Raw genomic sequence first — 16,521 nt, forward strand, 5'->3', positions numbered from 1 at the left:
GTTAGTTTCTCAACTATTAACAAAGTTTTTTTTCAAATATAGCGCTATGCAAATAGGGCGAGGACATTTCTATATTGCTCTACTCCCTACCCCCTACTCCCTACCCCTTTTCACTCAAATTTATTATTATATATAATCCGGTAGAAAAGTTCTTTTTTTTCAACAGTTACTAATATCATGTCTCTTTCAAATACCCACAATAAAAATTTTAGAGAACAGGGAACAGGGAATAGGAAATAGGGAGAAATGGATCGGGGAAAACATTTTTATTATCACTAATTAATGAGACTTGATATTAAGCCTTATATCATGTCCGGTTGAATAGTTATAAATAAACGACTCAGGACTCAGGAGTCAGGAGTCAACCCACCCTAACCCCTCCCAACCCACCCCTAACCCCTCCGGTGGAGGGGAAGGGGAGTCAGGAGGAAAGAAAGAAGAAGAAAGAGAAAGTTTTTTCCAGATCGCTCTTATCCGGACATGATATTACTTCTTCCTTACCTTCGCGTTTACCGAATAATTAAGGTTTAAAGCCTCTCCTTTAAAAAAAGAAACAAGCGGTCGATCTTCGGAGTTTCCCGTAGGGTGGGATGGGGAGGAGACCTTGCCATATCTATGAGACCAAGAGAAGAAAAAATTTTCATTATTAGTAAATCCTCTTTTTCAAACAGAGGTAATTGTTATATGATTTTCGCTTGAATATTTACACTTTGGAGGAAGGAAGGCAGAAGGGAAGAAAAAGTTAAAAGGGATAAAGTTTTTTTATCACTAATTATCCGTTAGTGTAGCTCCCCGGAGGGGGAACATTATATTAATTATTAATAATTAATTGTTGAAAATACCGATACCACCGGACATGATATGACTCCTTTGCTATGGGGTAGGAGACAGGAGACAGGAGACAGGAGACAGGAGACAACCCACCCCTAATATCATGTCCGGTTGAATACTTATAATTAAGATAGTAGGGGAGCGGGTAGGGACGTTGCATAAGGGCGTCCGTACGGGGAGTAGGGGAGTAGGGAACCCACCCCTCGCCCCTCCCCCGACCGTGGAGGGGAAAATAGAAAGATTTACTGTTGAAGCACTCATGATAAGTTTTTTCCAGATCGCTCTTATCCGGACATGATATAACCCCTCCCCTCCACCGGAGGGGAAGACAGGAGTTAGGGGAATTTAGAAGAGATAGGAGTAAGAATTGTCCCAAGATTGTTCTGCCCAACTATGCGCCTAAAATACTAACTTTTTGAGCGTTTTAGACGTGATACAAGGCACTTTTTAAAGGCACTAAAAAGGCACTTGTCTTCATAAGTCAATGGTTTTAGATTTAATCGGTAAGCCCTAATTATTAATTGTTAAAAAATAGTTTCTAAAGATAGAAAATAAATCAAAAAAAATCCTTGTAGAGATAATCATTAAAAAGAACTATCTCTATAAGGAAGGCTCGAAAACTGCTATAAAAATAGAGAGATCGATTTTATGCTAATTTTAATACCTAGTACAGGAAGGCGGAAATAACTGACCAGTTACAAAACCCTAAAAGCCTTACAAATCAATCCTTCTGATTTCTGACTTCTGACTTCTGACTTCTAACTTCCGCGTAGCGGCACTAGCTAGCGACATATTCCCGTACCTTAGCTTGACGACGACGCAAATGGGCCAGAGCTTGATGTTCTAGTTGACGGACTCGCTCGCGACTTAGTTGTAGTCTCTCTCCTACTTTAGCCAAGGACATTTCTTTACCATCCTCAAGACCAAAACGTAATCTTAATACATTACGTTGTTGATCTGTCAATTCTCCTAGTAAAGTATTTAAGTCTTGGCGCAACAACTCACGAGTAATATAGTCATCTGGAGAAGATGCTTCGTCCTCTAAAAGTTCTTGCAGTTCGGTGTCCTGATTATCTCCTACTCGTAAATCCAACGATATAGGATGGCGGGCCATCAAGAGATATTCTCTAATTTGAGAAGGCTCTAATTCTAAAGCTTCAGCAATCTCAGAAGGAGTTGGGTTACGACCCAAGCTCTGAATTAGTTCTCTCTGAACTCTTTTGATTTTGTTGAGTTTTTCAGTAATATGAATGGGTAAGCGAATAGTACGAGCTTGTTGTGCGATCGCTCTGGTAATTGCTTGACGTATCCACCAATAAGCATAGGTAGAGAATTTGTAGCCTCGCATGGGGTCAAATTTTTCTACTCCTCGCTCTAAACCTAAAGTACCTTCTTGAATCAGATCCAAGAATTCCATATTTCGTTTTTGGTACTTTTTAGCGATCGCTACTACTAAGCGAAGGTTAGCTTCAATCATTTTTTGCTTGGCACGGCGACCATGCTTAATTATTTCGTTTAGTGCTTCTTCATTTAGCTGTACATATTCTGCCCATTCTTGCTGAGTTGCTGCTCTGTCTAGGTTTTCTTCTAATTTTTCCTTTGACTCCAAAAGTTCCATCATGTACTTAACTTTTTTGCCATACACAATTTCTTCCTCACGAGTCAGAAGTGGTACACGGCCAATCTCATGTAGATAAGTACGAACTGTATCCATTGAGGAGTAGGAGCTAGCAGTTAATTTGTTTGTCTTTTTAGTTTTCTTTTCTTGATTTAGTGTTGACATTTTTTCATAAACTCCTTATTTCAAATATCGCAGTAGTTATTGTGTGTTCCTACAGTGGGAATAATTTAAGATACAGCTACATGAGAATCAGCTTTCCCATTCCTACACAAATGCCATCAAGTGGTGAAAATTTTATAGTTGGAACTTTTTTTCTTGGCTAAATGGACGTATAAGATAAGTTTGATTTTTACATTTTTTACATTGATAATGATTATATTTTATTTCTAAAGTAAACTCAGTATGAGTCCGCCTTCCTTATTTGTAATACAAATCTAGACTAAATTTAAAGGCGGAATGTTCATCCTGTAGGTAGAAATTTTAATTTGTCCTTAAAACTGCTAGCAGATTAGATTAACTACAATCTATCTGTCACTATTTCCGCAAAACTTTGGTAAAATTATTGTTCGAGTTATTTCTTATACATTGATAATGGCTCAAGCAGCTCCTAAGAGGCAACTCTCGGAACAGAGAGATAACCGAACTATTCTCAGCATTTGACAAAAGTCAATCATATATACAAGTCAAAAGTCAAAAGTTAAAAGTCAAAAGTTAAAAGTAATCCCTGACTAAGTTTGAGCATTTATAAACGTCCTAAGCTATTTGCGTAGTGCTATACCACCTAAAAACTATAGATTTTTTTAGTGTTCTCTAATAATGTATTACAGTGTAGCATAAAAAGCTGATTTTTGCATCAATCACAAGAAATAAATTATTGAGTTAACTTTTTTGTGGGCATTGCATAATTGCGGGATGATTTTGTCACCAGAGCAGAAACCATAATCCCCGTGTCCGGTGTGTCCGGTGTGTCCCCGTGGAGCGCCGAAATCATCCCAGTATTCAGCAACACCCCCCTTGGGAACCCGCCCAACGCACTACACTCACCGTCCCACGGCGCAAGCGGTCAGACCCCGCGACGACGCCAGCTCGCTTGCGGAACGCCGACCAAGAGAGGGAATGCTGACCAAGAGAGGGAACGCGCACCAAGCAGGTTGAAAAATACTCCCCATCTCCCCATCTCTTTGTTCTTCCTTCTTTCTTTTTCCTTCTGTTATAAGTAGCAGGACTTACGCACAGACAGTAAATGGAGTGAGGGCGCAATTCGGAGCTTTGCGGAGCGCAAATGCCATTCGCCCCTACAGATGGCGTTTTCAACGTTAATTTGCGTAAGTCTTGAGTAGTTAGAAAAAACTTCCTCCATCAGAAAACTGATTGATTGACGGATCTCCTGCCACAATTGGATCGGCTACAGTAACTCCTAATCTGACTGGAGCAAGACTAATAAAACCATCAGGGACACTTGCATTTAAGGAAAAACCTCCAATCGGAATAATAGGTAGCTCTGTATAAGTCAGGCGCAATAGATATTGAAACTCTGGTGCTAAAGTTAACTCCGCAGGAACACTTATGGGAGTATTGGTTCCTGGTGAAAGAATTGTTACATCTGATGGCGCTCCCGGCCCAATTCTAGCATTAACACCACCACCACTATTATCGCTAGCTGCAACTAGAATGGCAGGTGGGTTAGCCTCAAGCACAGGAGAATTTGAGGGAAGTTGATAAACTTCTAATAAAGGGTCAAAACCACTATTTATACCGGTCAGATCGATTGTTAATGGAACACCTGGTGTAGCATTTAACAGAAAATCTTCTTTAAAAATGAAACTTGTGTCTTCACGATTTCTCACAACTTCATCACTTCCATCTATCTGTCCATCAAAACTGATGATTTGTGGTTGTGGGTTAGGGTTTGGTGGTATTGGTTGAGGATTAGGTGGAACTGGTTGAGGATTAGGGGGTGGCGCAGGATTAATGTTTGCACTTGCTGGAAACAAGCTTAAATCATAGTTACTGGTAATGCCAGGGGTAGTCTGAAAAACATTGATAAAATATTCGCCGGGGGTAAAGAAAGGTGCCTGAAATGCCTCATTTGATGACCCCAGGTTATTACCACTGGCAATTAAGTTACCATTGCTATCTAATATATCTACATCAAGATTGCCAGTAATATTTTGCAAGGCAACTCCTGAAGCTATGGGTTGGTCAACTGTAACGCGATAGTAATCTACTGTGTCAAAATCATTAATTGTAGCCGAGCGAGTTATGGGTATTTCGGGAACTATACGACCTAAAGGAGTTGCTGTATTTATACTGTCATTACTATTATCGGTAAAACCAGGAGGGTTGACTGGCGGGTTGACTGGTGGGTTGACTGGTGGGTTATTGGAGGGAATAGAGACTAAATCAAGTTGATAATTTGTACCTCCTAGAGGAAAGTCATTAAGTGGTTGAAATACTAATACTTGATAGTTACCAGGATTGAGAGGAATTGTAAAATTCTCTGGGGTAGAAAGTGGCTGACTTCCTGGTCCAGCAGGAATAGGATTTCCATTACTATCATTTATTGAGATATCAGCACTGGTGATAATATCGAATAAGTTAACTTCTAATAATTGAGGTTCATTGATAGTAATGTCATAAGAGTCAAAACCTTCTGTTGCTCCTACAGTGCCTAATAATGAAACGGTAGATCCTGGTACAAGATTAATTTGATTGGAATCAATTTGAAGTGCTAAAATTTCTGTCATTGTTGATGTTTTTTTAGATTATGTTGATGAATTCTCAAGTTTTTAGGCATTTGCAAAGTCTTTTCAACTTAAGAAACTACTATTATTATAAGACTTATTTATGGTTAAAAAGGTTTCAATGAGGAGATGGGGAGATGGGGAGATGGGGAGATGGGGTGATGGGGTGATGGGGTGATGGGGAGATGGGGAGATGGGGAGATGGGGTGATGGGGAGATGGGGAGATGGTAATCAAACATAGCATTACTATTCATAAATGGTATTAAAAATCAGACAACGTAGGATTTTTCTTCTTCTTTCTTCCTTTTGCTATAAACCCAAAAAAGATAAAAAAACCAGTATTTCTGGCTTTTTCTCTCAAGAAATTAAGGTAGAAAAAATTACAGCATTTTTTCCACTACTTCTGTTGCTAAACCAAAGGATAAAGTCATACCTGCTCCACTCAAGGCATTAATAATTGTGACTCCTGTTTCTGGTTGAGCGATAAATTCAGTTTTGCCTGGAAGTTTGGCATAAACTCCATGCCAAGTTTCGGCAATTTCTAGTGTGGGAACCTGAGCAAATTTTTTCAAGTAATCTAATATATATTGATTGATTTGTATTCGGTCGAAAGGTTCTGGGTTTAAACCGTATTCATGGGAATCACCAATAATTAATTCACCTGCTGCATTTTGTGACATCATCACATGAATTCCCCACTCAGGAAAATGGGGAGTTTCTGTTTCAATTCTGGTTTTGAGTGCTGCCAAAGATGGGCAATGGGCAAAAGAAGTGTAATGAGTCAAGGTTAACCCGCCACATAATGCTACACCAGCACGCCAGTTTTCAGGTTGAGGTACTGTTCGCATCATTTGTAATTTGACTTTCGTTATTCCACTGTTGGCAAAAGTATCAGGATATAAGGTTTCAAAGTCAGTTCCGCTACAGACAAAAATACGATCTGCTTGCCATTTTTCTCCACCTGCTGTGAGATAAGGATGAGAAATTTCTGTAACAACTGTGCCGAATTTGAACTCTACATTGTATTCTGCTGATAAAAAACCAGGTATTTTTTTTATTGCTTCTCTGGGGTCAACTATTATTTCTGTTGCGCTCCACAATGCTCCTAATAAACCGTCAGTAATTACGGCAGGAGTTTTTTCTGCTACTTGCTCGGGTGTGAGCAAAGCTAATGTTTCTTGCTCTTGTTGAGTTGTAGTTTCTATGAATTCCTTGATTACTTGTAGTTCATCTTCTCGGTAGGCAAGATGTAGGGAACCGCATCGGTCTAAATGAAAACCTGCTTTTGCTCCGACTTCTAACCAAATTTCTCTTGATTTGAGAGCGCGATCGCGTAATTTGACCTTTGGCTGTCCAATTGGCCAAATCATACCAAAGTTACGAATAGATGCTCCTACTGCATAAGGGTTTCTTTCAAAGACTACTACTTTGAGACCGCGTTTGGCAACTGCTAAAGCGTGAGCTAAACCAACGATACCTGCACCGACAACGATAACATCTGCTTGATGAATTTGAGTCATATTTTACTAATGGATAATTGATAATGGATAATTGATAATTAATCGCGCTCTTGATTTAAAGCCTCTCCTTTTAATTTTAAGGAGAAAAAAGCGGTCGTTAGCGCAGCTTCCCGAAGGGTGGGATGGATGGATTTGCTAACCATATCCATGAGACCAAGAGAAAGAGAATATTCCTTATGTCAAGCCTCCTTATTGCAGAGGTACTGTTAACGCAGTTCCTCCGGAGGAGGCTAACTGATAACTGAAATGACCTCATCAACTCCAAAATTGCTTTAACTCTAAGAGTGAATTGAGTAATCCATCATTGCGGTATTGTGCTAATTGTTCTTTTGTATGAGTACCATTTGTTACACCAAAAGTATATAAACAGTTAGCATTAATTCCTGCTTCTAAGTCAGAAGGAGTATCCCCAATTTTTATCACAGTTTGTGAGTCTTTTATCCCTAGTTTGTACATGGCTTTTTGAATCATGTAAGGTGTCGGGCGACCTTCGTTATTATAAATTTCTGTGGGAGTAATAGAGGCTTGAATAATTGATTTGTTGTCTCCAATATAATCGCTATTCAAATTTTTATCCCATCCTAAACGGTGTAAGATAATGTTAGTTACTTCTCGATAAAATCCAGTTGTTAAAGCAATTTTTATATTTTGCGATCGCAACCAAGTAAAAATTTCTAAACACCCTTTTGTTGGTTCGACCAACTGAGTTTTATAGTGATTTTCCAGGATTTCTTTGAATTTAGTAAAAGAAGTTTCAACTTTAGTGGAATAATCAGGATGTTCTTGACCTATTTGTGTTTGCCAAAGTGTTTGAAACACTAATTTTTTCGACCATCCCATCATTGAATTTACACGTTCTGGTTTTGCATCAAGTCCTGTACTTGCAGCAGCTTCTAAAAAACAATTTTGGACTTCATTTTGGTCTTTGACAGTCGTACCTGCCATATCAAAGACAACTAATTGAACTTTTGACATAAGTAAATTGTTTAGAATTAATATAAAAACTATAATAGATATTTCCATAAATTACCGAATTATTAATTATTAATTATTAATTATTAAATAATTCTGGTTTAAAGCCTCCCCTTTTAAGGGGAAAAAAGCGGTCGTTGCGTAGCTTCCCGAAGGGTGGGATGGATTGGTTTCCTAACCATATCCAATCGACCAAGAGAAGAAATAATATTTCCTTATATTCAATTCCGTTTCTGTTAAAACCAGAGGTAATTATCAATTATCCATTATCAATTATCAATTAATGAAATAAGCCTTTTTTTGCTCGTTGTTTTATAGAGATGTCCTCAGAAAAGTCTCTTGATTAATTTTTCATTTAAATTTATAGGAGATGATAACTGAAAATAAGATATTGGGAAGACTGATGAGTAATATTAAAAAAGTTAGGACAGTTCGAGAACTTAAAACTCAGGCAAAGCAAGATTTTTCCTTCTTCCTTCTTTCTTCTACTATAACTATTAATTCAAAGCTATAGCATTCACCGAATCAGATGTGAGAATTGAGATGTTCCTTTAAAGTATAGAATACAGTTATCTGACTCATATATATTTGTTTTTTTCTTCTTCTCTGTTGCCTGTTGCTTTCCGGAGCTGTTGCCTAAAAATCTCCAATATCTCACAATTAAAATCATATTGCTATACAATATTTAAAGTTCAATTTTCTGTCCAAAGTATCAAAGGTCTAAAAAAATTACTAATTATGACGAATCTGCCAGAGTTTTTTAACCAACGTTATCAAGTTCAACAGGAACTAGGTTGTAATCAAAATGGGGGTCGTATTACTTATTTGTCAACTGATACTAGGACAAAAACACCTGTTGTAACTAAACAATATAAATTTGCCAATTGGGCAGAATATGATAGTTATCATCGAGAAATTGAACTACTGCAACAAATCAATCATCCTAGTATTCCACGTTATCTAGATTCATTTGAAACAGAAAATGGCTTTTGTTTAGTACAAGAGTATAAAAATGCCCCCTCTCTTGACCCAAGACAGCATTGGACAGTAGCGGAAGTTAAACAAATTGCTCAAGCAGTATTAGAAGTTTTAGTTTATCTACAAAAGCAAGTACCACCTATTATTCATCGGGATATTAAACCAGAAAATATCTTAGTTGAACGCAACGTTACTCAACTAAAAGTTTACCTAGTTGATTTTGGATTTGCTCGCAGTGGGGATGGTAATGTAGCAATTAGTAGTGCAGTTAAAGGCACTTTAGGATTTATGCCACCAGAACAATTGTTCAACAGGGAACTCACAAAAGCATCTGATTTGTACAGTTTAGGTGCAACTTTAATCTGTTTATTAACTAATACAAAATCTAGTGATATCGGCAAATTAATTGATGATAACTATCGAATTAATTTTAAAAAGTTGTTGCCAAAACTAGAACCAGCATTTGTTAATTGGTTAGAAAAAATGCTGGAACCAAATTTAAAATATCGCTTCCAAAATGCTGAGATTGCTCTCAAAATGCTGAAAGGCATTGAAAATGCAGGAGATATGAAAACTGAAGCAATGCAATTTGGTAGGAAAAAAACTAGGAAAATATTTGCTGGGGTAGCAACAATTAGTTTGTGCCTAATAGTTTCTAGTACCATAGCAGCACTAACAACCTGGGGTGAAAATAAATGGTTAAATTCTCGGATAGAGCTAGAAATATCTCGTTCTAATGCGAGAAAGCAGCATTTACAGCAAGTTTTATTGCAAACGGGTCAGTGTCCTCGGTGTGAGTTGAATAATTTTAACTTAGCTTATGCAAACTTGAAAAATGTCAACCTTAAAGATGCTAGTCTAGAAGGTGCTGACCTCAATAATGCTAACCTCGAAGATGCCGATCTATGGAAAGCAAGTTTGGGAGGTATTAATCTTTCAGATGCTAATTTATCAAATGCTGACTTGAGAGGTGCTAAACTCAGATACGCAAATTTACAGTCTGCAAACCTCTGGAGTGCTAATCTAGGGTATGCTAATCTGTGGAATGTGAACCTGACTCAAGCAAATCTTCGAGATACTAATTTGTGGGGAGCTAACCTTGGTTATGCGAAGTTAGAAAACGCTAACCTGAAAAATGCTAAACTCAGATACGCAAATTTATTTAGTGCTGAGTTAGAGAATGCCGATCTCGAAAATGCGAATTTGAAGAATGCCAAGTTAGATGGTGTTAATCTCAAGGGTGCTAAGTTAAAACAGGCTAATCTTAAAGATGCTGTACTCGAAGGATACAAAGGTCATGGTTATCGTAGTGTGAATTTAGAAAATGCCGATCTCGAAAGTGCTAATCTCGAAGGTAGTAATCTCAAAAATGCTAATTTACTGGGTGCCTACTTGAAGAATGCTAATCTCAGGGAAGCTTCTCTCGAAGGTGCCGATTTACGGGGTGCGAATCTTACGAATGCTAATCTCAGCAAAGCTTATTTACGAGGTGCAAATCTTCGTGGGGTCAATCTTCGGGGTGCTAAACTGGACAGTGCAAATATTCGAGATACTGACCTCAAAGGTGCGATCATGCCTGACGGTAGTATTCATCCTTAATGAGAAGTCATGCATTCAAAATTCAAAAGTCAAAAGTTAAAAGTTAAAAGTTAGGAGGTCATTTCAGTTATCAGTTAATTACTATAGTAGGGGTATTTAATCATAGAAATTAATTCAGGTTTAAGCATTTAAATTTTTCTTTCAATTATCCCCTACATATTAATTATTAATATAAATTACTAACTTCTACAGCTTTCAATAAATTTCATGAAATGTTCGTTAAATTCTTCTGTTTCTTTCATGTAACAAGCATGACCAGCATTAGTTAAAATAACTTTTTGAGAATTTGGCATTAGTTTTACTAACAAATCTGCTTGTGCTAAAGGTACTATGCGATCGTTACTACCCCAAATAGCTAATGTGGGTAATTTAATTCCTTCTAATTGATTCTGAAAACGTTGAATTCCCACGGTTGCAATTGCTACAAAACCAGCTAATTTATCTCCATGATTAATCACAAAAGGTAAGCTATAACTTCCACAATGAGAAGTCATGCATTTAAAAGTTAAAAGTTAAAAGTTAGGAGGTCATTTCAGTTATCAGTTAATTACTATAGTAGGGGTATTTAATCATAGAAATTAATTCAGGTTTAAGCATTTAAAATTTTCTTTCAATTATCCCCTACATATTAATATAAATTACTCACTTCTACAGCTTTCAATAAATTTCATAAAATGTTCGTGAAATTCTTCTGTTTCTTTCATATAACAAGCATGACCAGCATTAGTTAAAATAACTTTTTGAGAATTTGGCATTAGTTTTACTAACAAATCTGCTTGTGCTAAAGGTACTATGCGATCGTTACTTCCCCAAATAGCTAATGTTGGTAATTTAATTCCTTCTAATTGATTCTGAAAACGTTGAATTCCCACGGTTGCAATTGCTACAAAACCAGCTAATTTATCTCCATGATTAATCACAAAAGGTAAGCTATAACTTCCACAATGAGAAGTCATGCATTTAAAAGTTAAAAGTCAAAAGTTAGGAGGTAATTTCAGTTATCAGTTAATTACTATAGTAGGGGTATTTAATCATAGAAATTAATTCAGGTTTAAGCATTTAAAATTTTCTTTCAATTATCCCCTACATATTAATTATTAATATAAATTACTAACTTCTACAGCTTTCAATAAATTTCATAAAATGTTCGTGAAATTCTTCGGTTTCTTTCATATAACAAGCATGACCAGCATTAGTTAAAATAACTTTTTGAGAATTTGGCATTAGTTTTACTAACAAATCTGCTTGTGCTAAAGGTACTATGTGATCGTTACTTCCCCAAATAGCTAATGTGGGTAATTCAATTCCTTCTAATTGAGTCTGAAAACGTTGAATTCTCACGGTTGCAATTGCTACAAAACCTGCTAATTTATCTCCATGATTAATCACAAAAGGTAAGCTATAACTTCCACAATGAGAAGTCATGCATTTAAAAGTTAAAAGTCAAAAGTTAAAAGTTAAAAGTTAGGAGGTAATTTCAGTTATCAGTTAATTACTATAGTAGGGGTATTTAATCATAGAAATTAATTCAGGTTTAAGCATTTAAAATTTTCTTTCAATTATCCCCTACATATTAATTATTAATATAAATTACTCACTTCTACAGCTTTCAATAAATTTCATGAAATGTTCGTGAAATTCTTCTGTTTCTTTCATATAACAAGCATGACCAGCATTAGTTAAAATAACTTTTTGAGAATTTGGCATTAGTTTTACTAACAAATCTGCTTGTGCTAAAGGTACTATGCGATCGTTACTACCCCAAATAGCTAATGTGGGTAATTTAATTCCTTCTAATTGATTCTGAAAACGTTGAATTCCCACGGTTGCAATTGCTACAAAACCAGCTAATTTATCTCCATGATTAATCACAAAAGGTAAGCTATAACTTCCACAATGAGAAGTCAAAAGTTAAAAGTCAAAAGTTAAAAGTTAAAAGTTAAAAGTTAGGAGGTCATTTCAGTTATCAGTTAATTACTATAGTAGGGGTATTTAATCATAGAAATTAATTCAGGTTTAAGCATTTAAAATTTTCTTTCAATTATCCCCTACATATTAATATAAATTACTCACTTCTACAGCTTTCAATAAATTTCATGAAATGTTCGTGAAATTCTTCTGTTTCTTTCATATAACAAGCATGACCAGCATTAGTTAAAATAACTTTTTGAGAATTTGGCATTAGTTTTACTAACAAATCTGCTTGTGCTAAAGGTACTATGCGATCGTTACTTCCCCAAATAGCTAATGTTGGTAATTTAATTCCTTCTAATTGAGTCTGAAAACGTTGAATTCCCACGGTTGCAATTGCTACAAAACCAGCTAATTTATCTCCATGATTAATCACAAAAGGTAAGCTATAACTTCCACTCATAGAAGGAGATACTAAAACTGGAAGATTTAATTTTAAAATATTTAATAATTCTAGTAAAAACTTAAGCTAGAAACTGATGTTCTTTTAGAACGACCATACCCAGGAATATCTACAGCAACTGCTCGATAACCTGTCATGGCTAAAAGTTCAAGAGTCCCAATTTCTTGCCATGTCTGAGCGCTAAAACTTGCCCCATGTAACAAAAGTACACTAACCGAATTTGTTGGACCTGTTTCAAGATAATGAATCCGGGCGTTTTCCAGATTTATATATTGAGAATTAATATTGGTATTCATAGTTTGATTGATGATAATTTCATTATCTTACAGTAGTTTGTAACTTGATTAGGTACAAAGTTGTATCTGGAGTTTGAGGGAACGAAGATTAAGATTAAGATTTACTATATTAATTGGCATAATTAGGGATTGCTGATTAAATCTAAAAGCATTGACATATAAAAACTTTAGCATTTTTGGGGCCTTGAAAAAGTGCATGGTATCACGTCTAAAACGCTCAAAAAGTTAGTATTTTAGGCGCATAGTTGGGCAGAAAAATCATTCTTACAAAACTTAGCTCCTACCTCCTCTAAATTCCCATTTATTCTGTCTCCTGTCTTCCCCTCCACGGTCGGGGTTAGGGGTGGGTTGTCTCCTGTCTCCTACCCCAGCAAAAAGACTTTCCATACGCAAACCCTAATTAATAATTACCTCTCCTGAAAAGAAGAGGATTGGCGAAAATAATTTTTTCTTTCTTTATTCTTTGAAAAATAAACTTTAAATCTTAATTATTAGGTCAAAATATGACAAATTTCTGCGGATAATCTCTGATAATTATCATCAGTAAAAACAGGAACTGAATTAGTAATATTAATTGGTTGAGTTAACTCTATCCAGGAACGACAACCTCCATATTCGCGACGATAAAAAATCTCACAGTTTTGGGAAAGTTTATAAGTTCTTAAAAGTAAAAGATAAAGTGGTTGTTGGGGTTTCCATTTTAGGCGATCGCTGACAAATTTTTCATTCCAAATATGATAAAAACAACTTATTTAAGATAGATTCATCACTCACTGGCAAAATATGAGTAATCTCAGCAAAACTACTAATTTTAATCTTCTCAGGATGCCAACCTGAATCTACAGTTTGCACCTGAGTTGCATATTCTGGCTTAAGTAAATCTGGCTGTTGATGTTCAAAAGTTGGATAGAGTAATACCTGTTTATACGCAACAGTAAAACGACCTCCTTGTTCCCGAATACCACCCTTTCTTAACAACATAATTGTTTGACCTTTTTCTAAAGCATTAATAGCAATATTCCACTCCTTAAGAGCAGCAGTAATAGTTTCCATAGTTATCTATTTACAGTAATTGATAGTGATATGTAATCTAGTTATTTATTATAAAACTAACCTTCCTATTCTTAAGCTGGGTAGTAGGGGAGTAGGGGAGTAGGGGAGTAGGGAGTGGGGGAGTAGGGGAGTAGGGGAGTAGGGGAGTAGGGAAAATAGAAAGATTTACTTTGGTATAACTTGAATAAATTATCCGGAAATTGCGAGAAATATTAGAAGAATGATCGGAGGAGATTTATCAAGTATCTAGAAATATACTCTTTTTCCTCATTTTAAAGTGGGATGAGGAGAAAAAAATTAAAGAATAGGAATGTATCTACAAGTTTTATACACCACTTTTTTATGTTAAGTAAGTAAACTTAAAACTCTAGGTATATTTTGTGATTTTTATAAATATCGGAACAAAATAAGATGATGAAATATCTATTTATATGTCACCTTAAAAATGATAAATAAATAGTATTTATTTGAAATTAATTTTCAATTTATAGATACTAAAATAAAACTAGGCAATCAAACATCTACTCTACAAAAATCATAATTTAGGCTTAATTAATAACTAAAAATATATGTCAATACATTTGTCTTATTTTATTTAAGGCACGGTTTTTTGATGTATAAATCCTTGAAAAATATACTGGAATAAATGTAAAAATATATATTTTTTCCGAAGTTATAGCTGAATAAATGTTACTGTTTCAATCCAAAAATCAATCTTAGTTAATTAAAATAAATCAAAAATTACTATGTCAGAAATTACTCCTAATCCAATAATTCCAGATTTCGGCGACGAAGAACCTATGATTAATCAACCACCAAGCGATCCTGCTGAAATTGGTGATGATGCAACAGCTATAGTTGACTCTCCTGACAATAGCAACGAATCGCTGTCTGGTACAAATGGCATGGATTGGATTTTAGGTCTTGATAGAGATGATTTGATTGAAAGTGGAGGTGGGGAAGACACTATATTTGCAGGAAGAGATAATGATACTGTCTATGCAGGAAGAGATAATGATTGGGTTAGCGGAAATAGAGGAGATGATCAACTTCACGGTAACCGTGGGTCTGATACTATATTTGGCGGAAAAGGTAATGATACCATCTATGGAGGAAAAGATGATGATTGGGTTAGTGGAGATAAAGGAGATGATGAACTTCATGGTAACCAAGGGTCTGATACGGTTAGAGGTGGTGACGGGAATGATACTATATTTGGAGGTGAAGATAATGACTTGGTCAGAGGTGAGGAAGGAGACGACCTAGTTTTTGGCGATCGGGGATTTGATAATGTCAGAGGCGGTAGTGGAAATGATAGTGTCTACGGTGGTAGAGATGATGATTTAGTTGCTGGAGAAGAAGGAGACGATCTAGTTTCGGGAAACCGTGGTAATGATACGGTTAGAGGTGGAGGGGGCGATGATCTGGTTTTCGGAGGTAAAGGGGACGATCTAATTGAGGGTGGTGGAGGTAACGACCTGCTAAGAGGGGGTCAAGGAGCAGATATTTTCCGTTTTGAGTTTTTCGAGTCGGAGACATTTATTGCAGATGGAACTGAGATATTTGGTTTCGATACTCTCAACAATTTTGTTCCTGGAGACTCTGGAGTAGATACTCTCACTGACTTTACTCCAGGAGAAGACAAGATACAGCTTGATGCTGATAGCTTCCGCGAGTTAATTGGGCCTGGTGGTACTTTCAACCCTGATGAATTTACTACTCTTGCTGAATTTGCTGAAAATCAAGATGCTAATCTAGTCTACGACTCAGAGCAAGGTTTGATGTACTATATTGACGCGGACAATAATGCTATACAATTCCTGCAATTAGAGGGTAATCCAGATATTACTGGTGATGACTTTGAAACTATCTAAATTTTATTACGTCTGGTTGAGGAGTAGGGAGTGGGGGAGTAGGGAAGCATTTTTCTACCTTTCTCCCCTATTCTATATTCGTTTTTCGGCGTTGCTGAATTGATATCATGTCCGGTAGCATCGGTATTGTATAGGAAAGGTAGGGAATAGGGAATAGGGAATAGGGAATAGACAGAAAAACTTAAGAAAGAGCAAGAAAAAAAACTTAAATTCCCTGTAGATATTTACGCTAACTTTTACACAAACGATTGCGTTCGGACATGATATGAAGTATGAATGTGCGATTGTTTGGTTCTCGCCTTCGCCCCCGCGCATCCCCCATTCAACAAAAAGCGCAGCAACATCTGGCTTCCCCTTTCCAAGGGGGACGGGAGGGGGATCACGGGGACTTTAGAGTTTTATTCCCCCAAAATTGGCTTGCTCGGGGGGCAAAATCATACCCAAAATCAGCAACGCCCGTTTTTCAATACTAGAGCAGTCACTACTATAGTTAGGACATCGGTTCATTAATTGATAATTGATAATGGATAATTGATAATTACCTCGGGTTTTAACCGTTACGGAATTGAATATAAGGAAATAGTATTAATGGATAATGGATAGTGGATAATGGATAATGAAAGAATTCTCTAACTCTTTAATTATCAATTATCAATTA

At 36.3% G+C, this 16,521-nt stretch carries 14 protein-coding genes; 2 read left to right on the forward strand and 12 right to left on the reverse strand.

The window, feature by feature from the left end; translation table 11 throughout:
• Positions 1-1,609: 1,609 nt before the first annotated feature.
• From SAGCYANO_RS04685 to SAGCYANO_RS04705, 4 genes are all read right to left on the reverse strand, one after another.
• A complete protein-coding gene (locus SAGCYANO_RS04685; protein WP_202219007.1) occupies positions 1,610-2,614 on the reverse strand; it encodes an RNA polymerase sigma factor, RpoD/SigA family in 1,005 nt (334 codons plus the stop codon).
• 1,178 nt (positions 2,615-3,792) lie between these two features.
• Positions 3,793-5,199 (reverse strand): hypothetical protein, encoded by a 1,407-nt coding sequence (locus SAGCYANO_RS04695; protein WP_202219009.1) that lies wholly within the window; start codon positions 5,197-5,199, stop codon positions 3,793-3,795.
• A 378-nt stretch (positions 5,200-5,577) separates the two neighbouring features.
• Entirely contained in the window at positions 5,578-6,717 is a 1,140-nt protein-coding gene (locus SAGCYANO_RS04700) for a TIGR03364 family FAD-dependent oxidoreductase (protein WP_202219010.1), read from the reverse strand.
• Positions 6,718-6,972: 255 nt separating this feature from the next.
• Positions 6,973-7,692 (reverse strand): HAD hydrolase-like protein, encoded by a 720-nt coding sequence (locus SAGCYANO_RS04705; RefSeq protein WP_202219011.1) that lies wholly within the window; start codon positions 7,690-7,692, stop codon positions 6,973-6,975.
• A 735-nt stretch (positions 7,693-8,427) separates the two neighbouring features.
• Here SAGCYANO_RS04705 and SAGCYANO_RS04710 point away from each other — a divergent pair.
• On the forward strand, positions 8,428-10,266 hold the full coding sequence (locus SAGCYANO_RS04710) for a serine/threonine-protein kinase (protein ID WP_202219012.1): 1,839 nt from the start codon (positions 8,428-8,430) through the stop codon (positions 10,264-10,266).
• Positions 10,267-10,445: 179 nt separating this feature from the next.
• On the opposite strand, the gene SAGCYANO_RS04715 is transcribed toward SAGCYANO_RS04710, so the two are convergent.
• The 8 genes from SAGCYANO_RS04715 to SAGCYANO_RS49935 form a co-directional block, all read right to left on the reverse strand.
• The gene (locus tag SAGCYANO_RS04715) at positions 10,446-10,760 is read right to left on the reverse strand and encodes an alpha/beta fold hydrolase (RefSeq protein ID WP_202219013.1); all 315 of its coding nucleotides are present in this window, start codon (positions 10,758-10,760) and stop codon (positions 10,446-10,448) included.
• Positions 10,761-10,904: 144 nt separating this feature from the next.
• Entirely contained in the window at positions 10,905-11,222 is a 318-nt protein-coding gene (locus SAGCYANO_RS04720) for an alpha/beta fold hydrolase (protein WP_202219014.1), read from the reverse strand.
• A 154-nt stretch (positions 11,223-11,376) separates the two neighbouring features.
• A complete protein-coding gene (locus SAGCYANO_RS04725; RefSeq protein WP_202219015.1) occupies positions 11,377-11,691 on the reverse strand; it encodes an alpha/beta fold hydrolase in 315 nt (104 codons plus the stop codon).
• A 165-nt stretch (positions 11,692-11,856) separates the two neighbouring features.
• The gene (locus SAGCYANO_RS04730; protein ID WP_202219014.1) at positions 11,857-12,174 is read right to left on the reverse strand and encodes an alpha/beta fold hydrolase; all 318 of its coding nucleotides are present in this window, start codon (positions 12,172-12,174) and stop codon (positions 11,857-11,859) included.
• Positions 12,175-12,331: 157 nt separating this feature from the next.
• Positions 12,332-12,640 (reverse strand): alpha/beta fold hydrolase, encoded by a 309-nt coding sequence (locus SAGCYANO_RS44100; RefSeq protein WP_237395798.1) that lies wholly within the window; start codon positions 12,638-12,640, stop codon positions 12,332-12,334.
• Positions 12,641-12,690: 50 nt separating this feature from the next.
• Positions 12,691-12,936: an alpha/beta fold hydrolase gene (locus tag SAGCYANO_RS44105; protein ID WP_237395799.1), complete on the reverse strand. Its 246-nt coding sequence runs from the start codon at positions 12,934-12,936 to the stop codon at positions 12,691-12,693.
• A gap of 491 nt (positions 12,937-13,427) precedes the next feature.
• Complete coding sequence (locus SAGCYANO_RS49930; protein WP_375339865.1) at positions 13,428-13,688, reverse strand: DUF1802 family protein; 261 nt, start codon at positions 13,686-13,688, stop codon at positions 13,428-13,430.
• A complete protein-coding gene (locus tag SAGCYANO_RS49935) occupies positions 13,660-13,989 on the reverse strand; it encodes a DUF1802 family protein (RefSeq protein ID WP_375339864.1) in 330 nt (109 codons plus the stop codon). Before SAGCYANO_RS49935 ends, SAGCYANO_RS49930 begins: the two co-directional genes overlap by 29 nt.
• Before the next feature lie 746 nt (positions 13,990-14,735).
• Here SAGCYANO_RS49935 and SAGCYANO_RS04745 point away from each other — a divergent pair.
• Positions 14,736-15,863: a calcium-binding protein gene (locus SAGCYANO_RS04745; RefSeq protein ID WP_202219016.1), complete on the forward strand. Its 1,128-nt coding sequence runs from the start codon at positions 14,736-14,738 to the stop codon at positions 15,861-15,863.
• Positions 15,864-16,521 lie beyond the last annotated feature (658 nt).

Origin of the sequence: Okeania sp. KiyG1 (genome assembly GCF_014132355.1) — a bacterium.
GTDB lineage: Bacteria > Cyanobacteriota > Cyanobacteriia > Cyanobacteriales > Microcoleaceae > Okeania.